Origin of the sequence: Actinomadura kijaniata NBRC 14229 (assembly GCF_001552175.1) — a bacterium.
GTDB classification, from domain to species: Bacteria; Actinomycetota; Actinomycetes; order Streptosporangiales; family Streptosporangiaceae; genus Spirillospora; species Spirillospora kijaniata.
On sequence record NZ_BCQR01000037.1, the window covers coordinates 1 to 17,302 of the forward strand.

Consider the following 17,302-nt stretch of genomic DNA (forward strand, 5'->3'; position numbering starts at 1 on the left):
GGGCCTCGGCACGCTGGGCCCGCGCGAGCCCGCGGCCGACGTCGACGAGCCGCCGCCGGCGGCGGTCGAGGGCGTCGCGGGCGAGGAGCTCGCGCATGCCGTCCACGGTGTCGACGGCGTCGGCCGACAGGCGGGCCGTGGCGGCGCGCACCTCCTGCCCGCGCGCGGTGCGGGCGCGGTCGCCCAGCAGCGGGTGCGCGACCAGGGCGGCGGCCGCGGCCAGGACCGCCGGCGTCAGCCAGGGGTCGAGCACGGCGAGCACGGCCGTCCCGGAGGCGAAGACCAGCCCCGACGCCAGCAGTTGCGCGGTGGTGTGCGCGTAGAAGAACTCCAGCGCCTCGATGTCGTTCATCGCGGTCGCCGCCAGGTCGCCGCTGCGCCGCCCGGCGACGCGGGCGGGGGCGCTGCGGGCGAGGCCGTCGTAGATGCGCACCCGCAGCTCGGCGAGCACCCGGTAGGCCAGGTCGTGCGACAGGTCCATCTGCCGCCAGGTCGCGACGGAGCGGAGCAGGACCAGCCCGGCGAGAACGCCGACGGTGCCGGGGCCGGGGGCGGCCCCGTCGACGACGGCCCGCCCGACGGTGTGCGCCAGCAGCGTGACCAGGGCGACGAGCGCGGCCTGGTCGACCAGGCAGGCGACGATCGTGCGGGCGACCGTCCGGCGGTGCGGCCGCAGCGCCGGGAGCAGGCCGCGCAGGGCGTGCGGGCGGCTCACCGCTCCCCCCGGCGGCTCAGGTCCGCGGTGGCCAGCGCGGCGTAGGTGCCGCCCGCGCCGACCAACGTCCGGTGGTCGCCGACGTCGTCGACGCGGCCGCGGTCCAGGACCACGATCCGGTCGGCGTGCCGGACGGCGGCCAGCCGGTGGGCGACGACCAGGCAGGTCCGGCCCCGCGCGGCGCGGCGCAGCGCCTCGGTGATCTGGTGCTCGCGCCGCTCGTCCACCGCGCTGGTGGCCTCGTCCAGCACCAGCACCGGGGCGTCGCAGAGCAGCGCGCGGGCCAGGGCCAGGCGCTGCCGCTGGCCGCCCGACAGGGTGGCGCCGCGTTCGCCCAGCACGGTCGCGTACCCGTCCGGGAGCGCGGCGATCTCGTCGTGGATCCCGGCGTCGCGGCAGGCGGCGGCCAGCCGTTCGTCGGTGGCGCCGGGGTCGGCCAGCCGCAGGTTGTCGGCGATGGAGGCGGCGAACAGGTAGACGTCCTGGGAGACCACGGCGATGGAGCGGCGCAGCGCGGCCAGCGACAGCTCGCGGACGTCCAGGCCGTCGAGCAGCACGGCCCCGGCGTCGGGGTCGTGGTGGCGTTGCAGGAGCGCCAGCAGCGTGGACTTGCCCGCGCCCGACGGGCCCACCAGGGCGGTGGTGCGGCCCGCGGGGCATTCGAGGTCGACGCCGTCGAGGGCGGGGCGGCCGGTGCCCGGGTAGGCGAAGCGGACGCCGCTGAACACCACGCCGGGCGGCGACGGCCACGCGGGGGCGAGCGTTCCGGTGTCCGGCACGGCGGGCCGGGCGGTGCGCAGCGCCGCGATGCCGTCGGCGGCGGAGACGCCCACGTACCCGGCGTGCCATTCCCGGGACAGGTCGCGCAGCGGCCGGAAGCACTCGGAGGCGAGCATCAGCAGCAGGTAGGGCCCGGCGCCCGTCGCGCGCCCGCCGGCGGCCGACGCGCAGGCCAGCAGGACCGCGCCGAGCGTGCCCGCCTGGATGGCGAGGTCGGTCAGCGCGGTGTCGACCAGCGAGACCCGCAGCTTGGCGACGGTGGCCCGGTGCAGCCGCCGCGACCGTTCCTCCAACGCCTCGCGCCTGCGCCGGACGGCCCCGGTCGCGCGCAGGGTGGGCATCTGCTGGAGCGACTCCAGATAGTCGGCGGCCAGGCCCTCGTAGGTGTCCCAGTGCTCCTTGCCGCGCGCCGCCAGCGCCCTGTCCCACAACCGCGGAACCGACAGCGCCGCGACGACGGCCGCGAGCAGGACCGCCGCCGCCCACACGTGGACGACGGCGACCCCCACCAGGAGCACGGGCGTGACCACGCACACCACCGCCAGCTGCGGCAGGTAGCGCGACAGGTAGGTGTTGACGCCCTCGACACCGTCCACGACGGTCGCGCGCAGCGCCCCGGCCCGGGTGGCGTCGCCGTGCGCGGGACCGAGGCGGCCGAGCTGGACGAGCAGCTCGTCGCGCAGGTTCGACCGGATCCGCGCCCCGGCGTCGGCGGCGGCCACCCGCTGCCGCCAGACGAGGACCGCGCGCAGGACCAGCACCGCGCCCACCGCGCCGAGCAGGACGGGCAGCCGACCGGTGCGGCCACGGGCGATGTCGGCGAGCGTGACGGCGAGCAGCACGGCCTGACCGGCGTGGGCGAGGGTGACCAGGGCGAGCAGGGCGGCCGCGCGCAGCAGCGGGGCCGGAGCGGTACGGGCCGCACGCAGCAGCTCGGGGTGAAGCATCATCGACGGTCGCTCCAGGCGTGGGAGGGGGGACCGGCGCGCGACCGTGGAGGGTCGACCGCCGTCCGGCGGGAAGCGGGGCGTCCGGTGTCATGCGGGCGTCCGGTGTCATGCGGGCGTCCCGTGTCATGCGGGCGTCCCGTGTTGTGCGGGCGTCCCGTGTTGTGCGGGCGTGGTGGCCGTGACGGGAGGCGGTGCGCCGGGTGGTCGCGGCGACCGTCCCGAAGGGAGGGCGGGGCCGTGTGGGCGGGGGCGGCCCTCCGGACCGGCGGCGAGCGTTCCGGCCCCAGGAGGGGGGTGGGCCGCCGTGGGCCGTCCTGGCGCGGTGGCGAACCCGGCGCCGGGGGCGGGATGGGGCGGTGGCACGTTTCTCCTGCTCGTGGCTTCCCGGGGAGCCGCCGGCACCGGGCGGGGCCAGGGAGGGGCGGGCCCGTCCGAGACGCGTCTCGGACGGGCCCGCGCACGACGCCGGTTCTCGCATGGCGGCGGGAACGCGGCTTCCCGGGGATTCCGACAACGAACACTAATGAAAACCGTTATCGATTTCAATCGGGGCGGGCCGGTCGGGGTAGCAGACCGGCCATCCGTGTTCGGGGTCCCGGCCGACCCGGCCCTCGACGCCGAACACCTCCCGCAGCAGGGCGGGCGTCACCACCTGGTCCGGCGGCCCCTCGGCCGCCACGCGTCCGTTGCGCAACGCCACCAGGCGTTCGGCGAAGCGGGCGGCCATGTCGAGGTCGTGCAGCACCATCAGCACAGTGAGGCGCCGCTCGTCGCGCAGCCGGGCCACCAGCCGCAGCACCTCCAGCTGGTGCCGCAGGTCCAGGTAGGTGGTCGGCTCGTCGAGCAGCAGGACGGGCGTGTCCTGGGCGAGCGCCAGGGCGAGGCGCACGCGCTGCCGTTCACCGCCCGACAGGGCCTCCACCGGGCGGTCCGCCCACTCCTCCACGCCGACGTCCCGCATCGCCCGGACGGTCACCGCGTCGTCGCCGACGCGGAGCATACCCAGCGGCCCGCGCGCGGCGTAGCGGCCCTGCCGGACCAGCTGGCGCACCGTCAGCCCCGGAACGGCCGGGGCGGACTGGTGCAGCAGGGCGACCTTGCGGGCGGCGTCGCGGCGGGAGATCCGGGTCATGTCGGCGCCGTCCACCGAAACCCGCCCCGACTCCGGGCGCAGCACCCCGGCCGCCAGGCGCAGCAGGGTGCTCTTGCCACAGCCGTTCAGGCCGACCAGGGCGACGAACTCGCCGGGCCGGACCCGCAGGCTGACCTCGTCGAGCACTCGCCGTCCGGGGTAGCCGAAGCTCACCCGGTCGATGTCCAGCGCGGCGGCCGGGCCGGGGGCCGGAGCGTCCGGCGCCGGGTTCGTCGCGGACTCGGGTTCGCCGATCAGCTCGGACACGGTCTCGTGCACTCCTTGTTCGGATGGAGGGTTCTCATGGGGGCGGGTCACGGCTGGACGGCATGCCGGCGGGCGACGAACAGCAGCACCGCCGCGCCCGCGCAGGTGGTGACCGCGCCGACGGGGACGCTGAGATGCTCGGCCCCCCAGGCCGTGGCCGCCCGCGACGCCAGCTGCGCCACCGCGTCCGCGCCGCACACCGCGACGGCGCCGGCGAGCGCCGCCCCCGGCAGCGTCAGCCGCAGGTCGGCCCCGAACAGGGCCAGCGCGGCGTGCGGCACGACCAGCCCGACGAAACCGAGCGCGCCCACCGACGCCACCGCCCCGGCCGTCAGGGCCACCGCGCACAGCAGCGCCAGCCCGCGCGTCCGCGCCGGGACCAGGCCGGCGGCCTCGGCGACCCGCTCGCCGCAGCGCAGCAGCATGAGCGGCCCCGCGGTCAGGCAGGCGGCGGCGCCCCAGAACAGCGCCCACGGCCACAGCAGGTTCCAGTGCTGCCAGGTGCGCGCCTCGGTGGTGCCGACCATCCACTGCACGACGCTGCCGAGCTCGCCGGGCGCGGCCAGCAGGGTCACCGCCGTCAGCCCGCTGAGAGCCGCCGAGACCAGGACGCCGTGCACGGCCATCTGGGCCGGGTCGGACCGCGTCCGGCCGGTCATCAGCCACAGCAGGCCCGCCCCGCCGCAGCCCCCGGCGACCGCGGAGACCACGACGGCGACCGGTGACGCCCAGTCGGCCAGGCCGACCCCGGTGGCGGCGACCGCGCCGAACACCGCGCCGGGGGTGACCCCGGTGACCTCGGGCGCCGCCAGCGGGTTGCGCATCGCCGCCTGGAGGATCAGTCCGGCGAGCCCGAGGGCGGCCCCGGCGCCGAGCGCGACCAGCGCTCTGGGCAGGCGGACCTCCCAGACCAGGTGGCGCGCGGTGAGGTCCACCGCGCCGCCGGTGAACGCCTGCCACGCCTCCCCCACCGACAGGGCCCGCCCCGCGACCAGGTCGAGCGCGGCCGCCAGCGGAACGGCGAGCAGCAGCGCGCCGAACGCGAGCGCCGACCGCCGCCGACGCACCGCGGAACGGTCCGTGCCGGGCGCCGTGGACGCCGCGCGTCCGAGAAGGCTCATCGGGCGCCGCCCCTCGGCTCGGCGCGGAAGCCGCGCAGCAGCGCCACCCCCACGGGCACGCCGACCAGCGCGGTCCAGGCCCCGACCGGGGTGTCCATCGGCTTGAGGGCCAGCCGCGCGGCCTGGTCGGCCCACACGGTGACCACCGCGCCCCACGTCACCGTCCAGGGCAGCCACCGCACCACGTCGGCGTCCGGGCGCAGCCGCCGCGCCAGGTGCGGGGCGAGGAACCCGACCCAGGCGATCGGGCCGCAGACCGCGACCACGGGGGCGATGAGCAGCACGGCGACGGCCAGCGCCCCCAGCCGGGCGTGCCGCACCCGCAGCCCGAGGGCGGCGGCGTCCTCGTCGCCGAGCCGCAGCACCGCCAGCATCGGCGCGCACAGCACCAGCAGCGGCACGGCCGCCAGCAGCCACGGCCAGACGTCGTGCCAGGCCTGCCAGGTACGGCCGGACAGGCTGCCCATCAGGTAGCGGAAGATGACCTGGAGGTCGAGCTGGTCGGCCATCACCATCAGCACCAGCAGCGCGGACTGGAGCGCCGCCGCCACCGCCGCCCCGGTCAGCAGCACCGCCGACGGGCTGCGGCCGAACCCGGCGGCGACCAGCGTCGCGATCCCGCCGAGCGCGGCCCCGGCCAGGGCCAGCAGCGGATGCGCCCAGCCGGGCAGCGTGAGCGTGAGCACCAGCGGCGCGGCCACGCCCAGCGCCGCCCCCGACGAGACGCCCAGCATCTCCGGCACGGCCAGCGGGTTGCGCAGCGCCTCCTGCATGACGAGCCCGGCGGCCCCGAGGCAGGCCCCGGCGACCAGGGCGAGCAGCATCCGGGGCAGCCGGACGTCCCGCACCACCACCGCCTCCAGCCCGTCCGCCCCGCCGCCGGGCAGCACGGCGAGCAGCCGGGACGGCGGGATGTTCGGCGTTCCGAGACAGAGCGCGCACAGCGCCGCGGCGGCCAGCAGCCCGGCCGCCAGGACGAGCGTCGGTCTCATCGCAGGGCGGCCGTCGCCTCGTCCAGGACGACGCCGAGGGACCGGGTGCCGCGCCCCTTGGCCCACACCTCCGGATCGACCTCGACCACCTTGCCGTTCTTGACGGCCGGGATCTGCGACCACAGGGCGTTGCCGGCCATCTTCTCCGACAGCTTCTTGCCGGGCGCGCCGAACGCGATCGTCTCCACGAAGAGCACGTCGACGTTCCTGGCCAGGATCTCCTCCAGGCTGTAGGTGCCCTCGACGCCCCGGTCCTTCCACGGGTAGTCGGCGATCTGCGGGAACAGCCCGGCCGCCACGTCCCGGCCCGGCGTGGCCACGCCGAAGTTCTCGTCACTGCCGAACACGATCAGCGCGGTCTTGCCGCTCCTGGCCTTCTCGGCCTGGACCAGCTTGTCGCGCAGGCGCCGCTCGGCGGCGACCGCCCTGTCACCGCGGTGGGTGAGCGCGCCCAGGTCGCGGAGGTAGGCGACGCTGTCCTGCCACCTGGTGGGCTGCACCGGCCAGAACGTGGTGGCGCCCCGCAGCGCCGGGGCGAGCTTGCCGTGGGTGTCCTCCAGGCCGATGACCAGGTCCGGCTTGTGGGACAGGATCGCCTCCACCTCGGGGCTGATGAACCCGCCGGGGATGACCGGGACCTTCTTGGCCCGCTCCGCGCCGAGGAACCGGGGGTGGGCCAACAGCGCGGAGTTGGTGGCGGTCGGCACCATGCCGAGCTCGGTCAGCATGTCGTCGCAGAGGGCGACCAGGCAGACCACGCGTTCGGGGGTGCGCCCGGGGGCGATCTTCTTGCCCCGCACGTCGGTGATGCTGTCGGCGTCGGCGACCGGCTGGACGGGCGGCAGGCTCGCGGCGGCCTGGCTCGCGGCGCCGCCGCCGGGACCGCCGTCGTCGGCCCCGCCGCAGCCGGCCAGCAGGGCACCGGCGGCGGCGAGCGCGACGGCATGCCGCAGGAGGCGGCTCGGAGTGCGCGGCATGGTCGTGGGTTCTCTCTTCTGGGGGTCGGCGACACACCGGACGAGGACGCCCGTGCGGGGCGCCTCTCCGGACATTGCTCCGGGATGATAATCGTTTTCATTGTCTTTTGTACATCCGAACGGGGACGGAGCCACCGGGCCTCGACGTCAGTCCCGGTGCGGCGTGCCGCCGGTCACGGTCGCCCAGCGGGGATCGACATGGCCCAGCCACGCGTCCTGACCGTCCGCCAGCGGCCACCCGAGAGGCAGCGACAGGAAGCGGCAGGCGAACACCAGCCCCGCGTCGCCTCCGTCACCGCGGACCGTGTGATGCCACGCGTCCTCCGTGGTCGCGGGTGCCCGAAGGTGGAAATAGGTGGTCCTGCGCGGCTGGCGGGTGTCGGGGTGGGGCTTGTCCTCCACGGCGATCCGCCGGACCACCGACGCGGTGAGCAGGCCGGTCTCTTCGGCGACCTCGCGCAGGACCGCCCGCTCCAACCCCTCGCCGGGACGGACGCCGCCAGCGGGGACCTGGGTCCCGGCCTGCGGCATGCCGACGTGGTCGAACACCAGGAGTTCGGGAACGGCGCGCCACCTGATCACGTAGGCGGCGACGCGGATCCTCGACCGGCTCACTCCGGCATTCTCCATGCGCCGCAACGAAAGCCGGCGGCGACCACGTGAAGGAGGCTCCGGCGGGCGCCATGCGATCTACAGGTGATCACGAAGTGCCGATCCCGAACCACCAGGCCCTGCTTCCCTTTCAACACCCCTGACCGCCGCGCCTATCTGAAACTTTCTCGCTTTTCAAGCGCTCGACACCGGCGGAACGGAACCAAGCCCGGCATCCAGGACCTGGGGGAATTCCCGACCGCTATGTGATCTTGGTGTCCAGGGGCCGGCCGGGCCGGTCGAGGGAGGAGGGCAGGGTCCGGGACGTGGCCTGGCGGCCGCGCAGGCGTTCGGCGACCAGCCGTTCCACCAGCTCGTCGGTCGCGGTGTAGCCCAGGTGCTCGGCACAGCTCACCGCGATGTGCACCATACGCTGGACCATCCCGATCTCTTCGGCGGGAAAGGCCGCATGCAGTCGGTGGATAACGAGATCGAACTGGCGCGTCGTCTGGGTCGCCGAGGCCATTGACTTACCCCCTGCCCCTCATGTCCACCGGATGAAAAAGCGACTTGAGGGTTCATTGTGCCCACAGAGTTCGCGAATACCCCAAAACTTGCCGTGATTATTACGCTTCCTCCGTCGGGCCGTCCACCACGGGCCGGGGTGGCGGGTTCTCGTCGACGGCGGGGCCGTGCCACTCGACGAACAGGACGGTGGCGTCGTCCTGGAGGGTGCCGTCGTGGTGGGCCAGCACGGCGCGGATCAGGCGGCGCAGGGTCTCGGGGACCGGGAGGCCGTCGGCGTTGTGGCGGATGATGAACTCGACGAACCGGTGCAGGCCGAACTCGCGGCCCTGCTGGTCGCGGGCCTCGGTGATGCCGTCGGTGTGCAGCAGCACCCGGTCGCCGGGCTGGAGTTGTTCGGTGCACAGGGTGACGGGCTTGCCCATGTCGAGGCCCATGGGATGCGCGGGCGGGCAGGGCAGCGTGGTGATCCAGCGGCCGTCGCGGATCACCACCGGCGGGTGGTGGCCCCGGTTGATCCAGGTGAACACCCCGCTGCGCAGGTCCAGATCGGCCATGATCGCGGTGACGTACCGGGTGTTCTCGCCGAACTCGCGCAGCAGGACGCGTTCGATGCCCTCGCTGTTGTCGGCCAGGCCGACGCCCTGGCGGCGCTGGTTGCGGCAGGAGGCCATCGCCAGGGTGGCCGCCAGCCCGGCGTGCACGTCATGGCCCGCGGCGTCGAAGATGGCCAGGTGGACGGTGTCGTCGGCGAGGGCGTAGTCGAAGGCGTCGCCGCCGATCTGGTAGGCCGGTTCCAGGGCCGCGCCGATCGTCACCTGCGGGGTGGCGAAGGTCAGCGGCGGCATCAGGTTCCACTGCATCTCGGCGGCCACGTGCATCGGACGGGTGCGCACCAGCCGGGCGTAGGAGTCGCTGGAGGGCCGGGAGCTGACCAGGATCAACGCCACCAGCGACGCCAGGTGACGCACGCGCTCCGCCACCGCCTCGTCGGCCGCCTCCCCGCCCATGGTGTCGGGGGCGCCGACGCGCAGCACCCCCAGGCGTTCGGTGCCGTCCAGCAGCGGCACCCACCAGTACACGGGCTCCTCCCCTTCGGGGTCGCTCCTGCGAAGGACGCGCACCTCCTGGAAGGCCCGTCCGGCCAGCGTGGAGTCGACCCGCAGCTCCTCGATCCGGGGACCGGCGCCCTCCCCGGCGTTCTCCCCCCGGCCGGTCAGCAGCCGCAACACCGTCTGCTGCAGGTCGGCGAGATAGATCAGCACCTCGCCCAACCCCGCGTCGCGGGCGTGCTCGGCGACCAGGTCCGGCACCTGCTCGACCGACGCCAGATGGCTGGCCGTCAGCAACCCGGTCAGCATCCGCTCGGTAGCGCGATCATCGGCCGTCACCGCATTCCCCTCCCCGCGGCACCGTCGGCGCCCAGCCGCCGCGACCGTGCCGCTGGATCAAACACAGCGTGACCTACCCCAACCGCCACTGACCGCACACGGGTTGGACGGCGAACCCGGCGGCGGGGGGACTCCCGGGAGGGGCGTTCGAAGGGATCATGGAGCGGCGTCGGGCCGGGAACCGCGTGGGGCATGCCGTGCGGGCCGTCCCGCAGAAGATCCGCAAGGAGCCGGGCTCCGGTACGGTTCGAGGGTGGGAACTGGAAACGATCATCCTCAGGGCGGCTCTCCCGGTGCCGTCGCCGCCAAGGCCGATTCTTTCCGGCAGTCCTGACCGATGGCGATGTATGCGGCGGCCCTGCCCGTCCTGGCGTGCGCGCTCCTCGCCCTGGCCGGGGTGGAGCTCGTCTGGAAACGGTGCACCGGCCACGGGCTGCTGCCCTGGCTGCGCCGACGTTCCGGCACACCGATATCGGCGACCGGGTTCGACGAGTTCACGGCGGTCTTTCAGGGCGGCAAACGCGCCGAGCTCCAGCATCGCCAGGTCCGGCTGGTGCTGCGTGAGGACGACGGTGACGGAGCGCTCCCGGCCACCGGCACCCGCGTCGACCTGGACCAGGGCATCGCCCGCATCACCCGGCCAGGCGAAACCCGCGATGCGCGCTGAACACCCCCGGCAGCGGTGGGCCGCCTACGCCACCTGCGCGTTCACCGGCGCCTACGGGCTGATGAAGCTCACCCATGCCCTCGGTTCGGACGTCCTGGTGGACAAGGAGCCGATGCGGCCGGACCTGCGGGTCCAGATGATGGCCCGCGACGGCTGGTTCGTCGCCAGCTACTGGATCATGGCCGCCGTCGCGGTCGCCGGTGTGCTGCTGGCGCTGGCCACCGTCCAGCCCTGGGGCCGTCGCCTTCCGCGACGGCTTCTGCTCGGGCTCACCTGGGGCATCGGCGCCCTGATGGTGCTGCGTTCGATCGGACCGGTCGGCTTCGGCTTCCTCGGCGACGCTCTGGTGCTGACCGGCCTGCGGCCCCCACCCGCCGAGCACGCGGAGCTGGCCCGTCACCTGGCCCGATGGGACCTGATGCTCTGGTCTCCGTTCTTCCTGGCGTGGGGAACGCTCTGGATCGCCACGGCCTGGCAGTTCACCCGCCGCACCAGGGTTTCGAGAATCGATACCTGAACAGGCCGTGGCCACAGCGGAACCGGCGTGGGGGCGGTGGCACCGGTGGGTGGATGACGTGCCGGACGGCAGACCCGCGCCGCTTCTCCGACCAGCGGCGGCGCGGACAGCCCATGCGCGGGTCCACCGGCGGACCATGACATAGCCGGTCTGATGCGGCGGGGGGTCGGCCGGTAGGGCCCGCCAGGCGTTCCCGTCGCGGACCGAGCAGCAGCGCTCATCCCTGCCGTGAGCAGGACGCGACGCGTACCGGCCCTCGGGCGATACGCGCCCCGGGCTCCTGGCAGGATCGGCAGGCCTCGACAGCCCCTCTCCTACCGGGAGCCCTTCATCTCCCGGGCGAGCCCCGTCGATCGAGTGCGGGGCCGTTCGCATCGTCCGGAGTTTCCGCCCGGTGCCTCGCACCTTTTGCCGACACCGTCGGAAGGCGGGTCAGTGGTGGGGGCCTTGCCGTCCGAGGGTCTCCACAGGGCCCGCGCCGGGGCGGGTCCACTGCGGCACGGGGCGGCTGGTCGGGCCCCAGGAGGGGTACCCGTCCGCGTCCGTACGCCAGTACCAGCACGCGTGACGCCCTTCAGGCCACCCCTCGGGTTTGTCCTCCCACGTCTCGCCACGGCCGTAGGGCGTCCTGTCGAGCAGGGCGAAGGTCCCGTTGAACGGCTCGTTGCCACGGCCCGTCGTGGAGTAGGTGAGGAACGCACGGTCACCGTCGCGCAGGTAGCAGGTGGTGTAGCCCATGTCGCCGCCGACCGGCTCGGCCACGTCGCGCACCGAGTACCAGGGCTGGGTGTAACCCATGAAATCGACGTAGGAGGCCACCTCGTCCCAACGGCCCGTGGTCACGATGGCGAACGAGACGCCGCGGGCGTTGAGGTAGACGGCGTCCTTCAGGTGCCAGGCCGCGTTGGTGCAGCCCTCGCACTGCCCCTGGTGCGGCGCGCCGTCGTACCACATGTGCTTGTAGACCACGAGCTCGTCGCGCCCCTGGAACAGGTCCAGGAACGGGACCGGACCGTCAGGCCCGACGACCTTCACCGTCCCGTCGAACTCCACCATCGGCAGCCGACGGCGGGCCGCGGCGATGGCGTCGCCCTCGCGGGTGTGGGCCTTCTCGCGGACCAGGAGCTCGTCGCGGGCGGCCTGCCAGGTGGCCAGGTCAACGATCGGCGGGTGGCCGGGTAGCGCGGTGGTCGGATCGTCCGGCGTGGTCGTCACGGTGTCCTCCGTAGTGTCTCGTGCCAGGCAGCGTCGTACGACGTCCTACGACGGTTACCAGAACAGACCCGCGTCCCGGCCAGAACTCATCGCAGCAAAGGACCCTTGGCCGAGCCCGCACGGACCACGCCGGTGCTTGCGTTGGTTGAACCGCGTTCCACCACGTTGGGACGCTTGCAGACGTCGGCGTCGAAGGTCAGCGGACGCCCGCCGCGTGCTCTGGGGCGGGAACGGACCGCGCGGCAGCGGATGGTTCAGGTCATGTCGCGGCCCGAAGGAAGTGACATCATGGACGGTATGAGCCCGACCGGCACCGAGTGGGTCACCATCATCAGCTGTGAAAACGTGCCTGGCCGCCCCGATCCGGCGGCGGTGCGGGCTTGACCGCGTGACCGTGGCATCGACTGAACGCCGTTCGACGCCGACGACGTCTGCATGGATCTGGCCTGCGGGCCTGACGCCGACGGCCACTGGCACGGCTGGCTCAGCGTCCGAATCAAAGCCGACGCGCTGCGGCGGCTGGGACTTCACCCCGACCAACCCGCATCAAAGATCGTTGGCCCTTCGCCTCCCGCATGGTGGCACGCCGCCGCCGAACGCACGGCCAGGCGAAGCTTCTGAGCAACCGACGGGCGGGGAACGGGAGTTTCATCGGGCCGGGCAAGCGAGGGTCCTCGCGCTCGGTTCGAGGGAAGTCCCGGTGTCCGTCCCCGGTGACGCCGCCCCGGTCCTCGGCCTGGCGAGCACGACGTTCTGTCACTCTGGCGAGTGCACATCCCGAAGCGCACATGGCGAGACTCGACCATCGCGCCGGCGTGGAAACGATCCGCGAGGAGAAGGGACGCGTGGCAGTGGCACGAGTACTGGTGATCGGTCTCGATCCCACCAAGATCCAGGGCTGGGATCCGGAGCCGGTCCAGGCGGCGATCGCACGAGGGCAGGCCCGCTTCGACGATCACGGCATCGAGGCCGACCATTGCCTGGTGGCACTCGATGAGCACCCCGAAGAAGCGATCGTCGAGGCGCTGACTCGCGAAGAGTACGCCTGCGTGGTGATCGGGGGCGGCATCCGCAAGCACGAGCCGTTGCTCGAATTCTTCGAGAAGGTGGTCAACCTGGTGCGGCGGCACGCGCCCGACGCGGCCATCGCCTTCAACAGCACGCCCGAGGACACCGCCGACGCCGCCCTGCGGTGGCTGCGCCGGGGCGCGTAGCGGGTTGTGATCAGGAGACGGCGTGGCCGAGAACTTTGATCCAGATCGTCGAGGCGCGCAGGTGGAGTCCGGCGAGATGGCTTTCCGGGTCTGTCGAGGTCGGCGTCACGCCACTGCCCGCCGGTCTTGAGCCGCCGGATCACGCCTTCGACGTGAGGAGCGGCGGGCGTCCCGAACGCATCGGCTCGGCCGGGAGCCCCGGGCCGTTGCCCTCGATGGTGAACGCTCGCGGACCGTCGGGAACGCCCGGTCACGCGCCGAGGACGGACGCGGTACGCGCTCGGCGTCCCCCGTCCGTCCAGGTCGTCGGCATCGGGATGGACGTCAGTTGGCCGGGAACTTCTGGGCGATCCAGGTGGTGAGGTCGGCGCGGGTGGCGTTGAGCTGGGCGTCGGTGACCGGTGCGCCGGTCGCGGTATTGACGACGAGCGCGAAGTGCAGGCCGTCGCCGGCGGTGATCTGCAGTCGTTTGGCGGTGGAGGAGCCGGTCTCGGTGGCGGCGGCGATGGGGCCGGAGGCGGGGACGCCGTTGAGCGTAGCGACGTCGCTGACGACGGTGGTGGCCGCGGGGGCGAAGGCCGCCGGCAGGTGCAGTTCGGTGGGGGCGTTGCCGGTCGAGCCTCGCCACACGAGCACGCCGTACTGCCGTCCGCCGGTCAGGGCGGCCACGCCCGGCAGGGAGGAGGGGACCGTCAGCCAGGCCTGCTGCTGGCCGGAGCCGCCGTATCCGGAGCGGGCCAGGTCCTCGTAGGCGAAGGCCAGGGTGTCGCCGCTGACCGCGGCGGGGTACAGCCGGTCCAGGACGCGCTGGTCCAGGCGCAGGGTGACGGCGCCCGCGTCGTTGGTGGCCGCCACCGAGTGGTCCTCGCCGTTCCAGGCGTCGCCTTCGGTCTGGACCTTGTCGGGGTTGCCGTTCATGGGCTCGTGGTGGCGGCCGCTGTGGATGTCCCACTGCCACTGGATGGCCGACAGGACGTTACCGCCGGTCGCGGGGGCGTTCCACCAGTTCTTGCCCGCGACGCCGTAGTCCGCGGCCTGGTACATGGCGCGGACCATCCACGGGGTGCGGTCGCTCCCACCGCCCGACAGCTTGTGCCCGAACTCGGAGACGATGGGTGCGGTGCCCAGGTCCTTGGCGCGCTGCCGGATCTCGTTCATCGCCGCGTCGTAGGTTCCGTCGGAGGCGGGCGAGGGGTCCACGCTGATGCGGGCCCCGTCGTAGAAGTGGGTGTTGAACACCATGCGGGTCCCCAGCCGTCCGACCCTGGTCATCCCGCCCTCCTCGAACAGGCCGGTGTTCCAGAAGACCAGCGGCTCCACGAAGGCGGGCTTGGCGGTCCAGCCCGCCTCGTCCATGACGGTGCGGATCCGCTGGTAGAACGGCATCAGGTAGGTGCTCTCCCACTCCGTGCCGCTCCTGCCGTCCAGGCCGCCGTCGAACGGCTCGTTGAACGGGTCGAGGCCGATGATGTTGTTGAAGGACGCGGCGGGAAGCCGCTGCCTGAGGTAGGTCATCATCGACCTGGCCTGCGCCAGGTAGGCGGACTGGACGCCGACCGGCCCGGCCGGGGTCTGCAGGGTCCGGTCGCGCCAGAAGTCGTACATGGCCTTGCGGACGGCGGCGTTGGTCTGCATGTTCTGGCCCCACAGGATGCAGATCCCGCACGACTCCCGCGGATAGCCACCGGCCTGGATCACCCAGCGGGGAGCGCCGTTGCCGGTGTACCAGCTTCCCGTGTTGAACAGGTGGTAGGAGTACAGGTCCTGGTGGTAGTCCACCAGGACGCGGATGCCCCGGTCGGTGAAGGCCCTGATCTGCGCGATCGCCCGGTCGAGGTAGGCGTGGTCGATCCTGTCGGGGGCCGGTTGCACGCCCTCCCAGCTGATCAGGAACCGGATCGCGTTGGCGCCGGTCAGGTCCCGCATCGCCTGCGCGGACCTGGCCGCGTCGGTCGTGCCGCGGAACGGCAGCAGGCCGCTCTCGTACAGCTTGGTGCTCCCCGAGACGTTGAAGCCGCGCAGCGTCACCTCCCGGCCCTGGGCGTCCCGGAACACCCAGCTCTGCTGCTTGGGCGACACCGTCACCGCGCCCTGCGCGTGTGCCGGGGCGGCGGTGAGGACCGTCGCGGCCAGTGAGACGGCGACCGTCAGGCAGAGGGATCGCTTGGGGAGCGAGGGCGTTGGCGCCATGGTCGGGCCCTTCGGGTGGGGGCGGGGTCCCAGCTCGCGCCTGCAAGAACCTTCTTGCAGAGAAGGATGCAAGAAGGTTCTTGCGGAAGCAAGGGCTATCTTGCAGGCGTGGCACCCTCGACGCGCGCGCGTATCCTCGACGCCGCCCTGGAGCTCATCCAGCAGGTGGGCTTCACCGGCACGACCGTCACCGCCATCGAGGAGAAGTCCGGGCTCTCCCCCGGCAGCGGCAGCTTCTACCGGCACTTCCGCTCCAAGGAGGACGTCTTCCGGGCCGCCATCGAACGCGAGCTGGAGCGCGCCCAGCAGTACCGCCGGGAGTTCGAACGGGGAACCGTCGAAGACCCGCAGGCCGCCCTCGCCCGTCGGCTTCTGCAACAGCTCGACTACATGGCCAAGATCAGGCCGCTCATCAACCTGCTCGCCCGCGAACACGGCCAGTTCCCCGACCTCACCAGCAGGATCGGCGGAATCCTCCTCGACCAGGGCATCGTCGAGGAGGCCGGACATCTGACGCACGACCTCCGCGCCCACGTCGACCACGCCGACCCGCACGCCCTGCTCACCGTCGTGGTCTCCGCGCTGACCGGCTACCACCTGGCACGCCAGTTCTTCGGACACCCTCCGGCCGAGGTCACCCCCGAACGGTTCGCGGCCACCCTCGCCGCGCTCATCACCTCCCCCACGACCGGCCCTGCTCCCTGCATACGTTGCGACCAGGCCGCTGCGTCCGCTCCACGGACAGCCGACCCGCACGGCACTGAATAGCCACGGGTCAGCAGCGAGGGGTTGGACACACGGCCGGTGCTCGGCCGGGTCCCGAGTGGTTCGGCGGTGACGGGATCAGCTTGTTTCTGACAGTCCCTGGACGAGGCCGAGGAACCACCTCCTGATCGCCGCGGCGGTCACCGCGCCGTCGAACATACGGACGTGCTCTTCCTGGCAAGCGACCGCGGCATGAGGATGTTTCCACTCGGCGACGGTCGCCTTGCGTAGAGGAACGTGGTCAACGCAACCAAAGCGGACCTGCGTACCGGCCAAATCAATGTGCCGGTACGCCCGGCAGGTGGCGGACCCTGCTTGCGCGCTCCAACTTCTGCTCCAGGGGCGGACCCGCCGCCTGCCACCGCACCACCGTCACCCGCTTGGCCATGCAGCCCAACATCGAGCCACCGGCCGTGCCCTAGCTCACGTAGGCGTAGCGGTGTGCGTAGTCGTCGAGTGCGACGCGCAGTCGGCGTCGTCCCCGGTGGAGCCGGGACATCACCGTCCCGATGGGAACGTTCAGGATCCGCGCGATCTCCTTGTAGGAGAAGCCTTCGACGTCCGACAGGTAGACCGCGAGGCGGAACTCCTCGGGCAGGTCGTTGAGCGCCTGCTTCACCTTCGGGTCGGGGAGGCGTTCCAGCGCCTGGGACTCCGCCGACTTCAGCCCGCCGGGAAGGTGGGCCTCGGCACGGGTGAGCTGCCAGTCCTCCACCTGGTCGGTCCCCGACCGGAGGGGCTGCCGCTGCTGCCTGCGGTAGCCGTTGATGAAGTTGTTGGTCAGGATGCGGTACAGCCACGCCCGCAGGTTGGTGCCCTGCTTGAACTGGTGGAACGAGGTGAACGCCTTGGTGTAGGTGTCCTGGACCAGGTCCTCGGCGTCGGCGCGGTTGCGGGTCATCCGCAGCGCCGCCGCGTACAGCTGGTTGAGGTAGGGCACCGCTTCGCGTTCGAAGCGGGTCTGCCTCCGTGACAGCGCCGGGTCGTTCAGGGTGGGTCGTTCCTCGGTCCGCCGCGGCGTGCGGCGCTCGGCTGGTGACGGCTTCATCATGTCCGCTCCAGATAGGCGTCGAGACAGGTACGGGCCGTGACCTCCATCGCCCAGAGGTCGTCCAGCATGTGCAGTTGCTCGGCGTGCTGCCGGGCCGAGTACAGCACCCGTTCGACCAGCCCCGGATCCACCAGGGCCGCGTACTCGGTGCGTAGCCCGGCGTACAGGTCGGCCAACGAGTCGTGCGACAACGAACGCGGCCTGTTCCCAACAGTCGCGATAGGTTCCATAGAGCGGCCCCT

General features: G+C 72.9%; 18 protein-coding genes. 5 read left to right on the top strand and 13 right to left on the bottom strand.

Features of this window, described 5'->3' with window-relative positions:
• From AKI01S_RS13490 to AKI01S_RS13525, 9 genes are all read right to left on the bottom strand, one after another.
• A partial coding sequence (locus AKI01S_RS13490; RefSeq protein ID WP_169813955.1) for an ABC transporter transmembrane domain-containing protein occupies positions 1–715 on the bottom strand: 715 nt, incomplete at its 3' end.
• Positions 712–2,445, bottom strand: a complete 1,734-nt coding sequence (locus tag AKI01S_RS13495; RefSeq protein WP_067816011.1) for an ABC transporter ATP-binding protein/permease — start codon at positions 2,443–2,445, stop codon at positions 712–714. The genes AKI01S_RS13495 and AKI01S_RS13490, both read right to left, overlap by 4 nt.
• A 520-nt stretch (positions 2,446–2,965) precedes the next feature.
• Positions 2,966–3,844, bottom strand: coding sequence for an ABC transporter ATP-binding protein (locus AKI01S_RS13500; RefSeq protein ID WP_218009665.1), 879 nt, complete (start codon positions 3,842–3,844; stop codon positions 2,966–2,968).
• A gap of 47 nt (positions 3,845–3,891) precedes the next feature.
• A complete protein-coding gene (locus AKI01S_RS13505; protein WP_218009666.1) occupies positions 3,892–4,911 on the bottom strand; it encodes a FecCD family ABC transporter permease in 1,020 nt (339 codons plus the stop codon).
• Between the two features lie 50 nt (positions 4,912–4,961).
• Positions 4,962–5,957 carry a FecCD family ABC transporter permease gene (locus tag AKI01S_RS13510; protein WP_067816016.1) on the bottom strand — a complete coding sequence of 332 codons (996 nt, stop codon included), beginning with the start codon at positions 5,955–5,957 and terminating at the stop codon, positions 4,962–4,964.
• Positions 5,954–6,934, bottom strand: coding sequence for an ABC transporter substrate-binding protein (locus tag AKI01S_RS13515; RefSeq protein ID WP_067816175.1), 981 nt, complete (start codon positions 6,932–6,934; stop codon positions 5,954–5,956). Before AKI01S_RS13515 ends, AKI01S_RS13510 begins: the two co-directional genes overlap by 4 nt.
• Before the next feature lie 147 nt (positions 6,935–7,081).
• Positions 7,082–7,549 (bottom strand): NUDIX hydrolase, encoded by a 468-nt coding sequence (locus AKI01S_RS13520; protein ID WP_245681608.1) that lies wholly within the window; start codon positions 7,547–7,549, stop codon positions 7,082–7,084.
• 238 nt (positions 7,550–7,787) lie between these two features.
• Complete coding sequence (locus tag AKI01S_RS50460) at positions 7,788–7,967, bottom strand: hypothetical protein (RefSeq protein ID WP_157419820.1); 180 nt, start codon at positions 7,965–7,967, stop codon at positions 7,788–7,790.
• 184 nt (positions 7,968–8,151) lie between these two features.
• Positions 8,152–9,441 carry a PP2C family protein-serine/threonine phosphatase gene (locus AKI01S_RS13525; RefSeq protein WP_245681609.1) on the bottom strand — a complete coding sequence of 430 codons (1,290 nt, stop codon included), beginning with the start codon at positions 9,439–9,441 and terminating at the stop codon, positions 8,152–8,154.
• A gap of 337 nt (positions 9,442–9,778) precedes the next feature.
• On the opposite strand from AKI01S_RS13525, the gene AKI01S_RS13530 reads away from it, so the two are divergent.
• Together AKI01S_RS13530 and AKI01S_RS13535 are read left to right on the top strand one after the other, a co-directional pair.
• On the top strand, positions 9,779–10,108 hold the full coding sequence (locus AKI01S_RS13530; RefSeq protein ID WP_067816022.1) for a DUF6191 domain-containing protein: 330 nt from the start codon (positions 9,779–9,781) through the stop codon (positions 10,106–10,108).
• Entirely contained in the window at positions 10,098–10,625 is a 528-nt protein-coding gene (locus AKI01S_RS13535; RefSeq protein ID WP_218009667.1) for a DUF3995 domain-containing protein, read from the top strand. The genes AKI01S_RS13530 and AKI01S_RS13535 overlap by 11 nt, the downstream gene beginning before the upstream one ends.
• Positions 10,626–11,057: 432 nt before the next feature.
• On the opposite strand, the gene AKI01S_RS13540 is transcribed toward AKI01S_RS13535, so the two are convergent.
• Complete coding sequence (locus AKI01S_RS13540) at positions 11,058–11,840, bottom strand: DUF899 domain-containing protein (protein ID WP_067816025.1); 783 nt, start codon at positions 11,838–11,840, stop codon at positions 11,058–11,060.
• 105 nt (positions 11,841–11,945) lie between these two features.
• On the opposite strand from AKI01S_RS13540, the gene AKI01S_RS50465 reads away from it, so the two are divergent.
• Together AKI01S_RS50465 and AKI01S_RS13545 are read left to right on the top strand one after the other, a co-directional pair.
• Positions 11,946–12,224 (top strand): hypothetical protein, encoded by a 279-nt coding sequence (locus AKI01S_RS50465; RefSeq protein ID WP_157419821.1) that lies wholly within the window; start codon positions 11,946–11,948, stop codon positions 12,222–12,224.
• Between the two features lie 404 nt (positions 12,225–12,628).
• A complete protein-coding gene (locus AKI01S_RS13545) occupies positions 12,629–13,054 on the top strand; it encodes a hypothetical protein (RefSeq protein WP_245681610.1) in 426 nt (141 codons plus the stop codon).
• A 324-nt stretch (positions 13,055–13,378) separates the two neighbouring features.
• Here the strand turns inward: AKI01S_RS13545 and AKI01S_RS13550 are convergent, their stop codons facing one another.
• Positions 13,379–15,244 (bottom strand): cellulase family glycosylhydrolase, encoded by a 1,866-nt coding sequence (locus tag AKI01S_RS13550; protein ID WP_067816028.1) that lies wholly within the window; start codon positions 15,242–15,244, stop codon positions 13,379–13,381.
• Between the two features lie 108 nt (positions 15,245–15,352).
• Here AKI01S_RS13550 and AKI01S_RS13555 point away from each other — a divergent pair, with 108 nt between their 5' ends.
• The gene (locus tag AKI01S_RS13555; protein ID WP_067816033.1) at positions 15,353–16,012 is read left to right on the top strand and encodes a TetR/AcrR family transcriptional regulator; all 660 of its coding nucleotides are present in this window, start codon (positions 15,353–15,355) and stop codon (positions 16,010–16,012) included.
• A gap of 415 nt (positions 16,013–16,427) precedes the next feature.
• Here AKI01S_RS13555 and AKI01S_RS13560 read toward each other — a convergent pair whose 3' ends face one another.
• Both AKI01S_RS13560 and AKI01S_RS13565 read right to left on the bottom strand, forming a co-directional pair.
• Positions 16,428–17,057, bottom strand: coding sequence for a sigma-70 family RNA polymerase sigma factor (locus AKI01S_RS13560; protein ID WP_169813956.1), 630 nt, complete (start codon positions 17,055–17,057; stop codon positions 16,428–16,430).
• The gene (locus AKI01S_RS13565) at positions 17,057–17,251 is read right to left on the bottom strand and encodes a hypothetical protein (RefSeq protein ID WP_067816036.1); all 195 of its coding nucleotides are present in this window, start codon (positions 17,249–17,251) and stop codon (positions 17,057–17,059) included. Before AKI01S_RS13565 ends, AKI01S_RS13560 begins: the two co-directional genes overlap by 1 nt.
• Positions 17,252–17,302 lie beyond the last annotated feature (51 nt).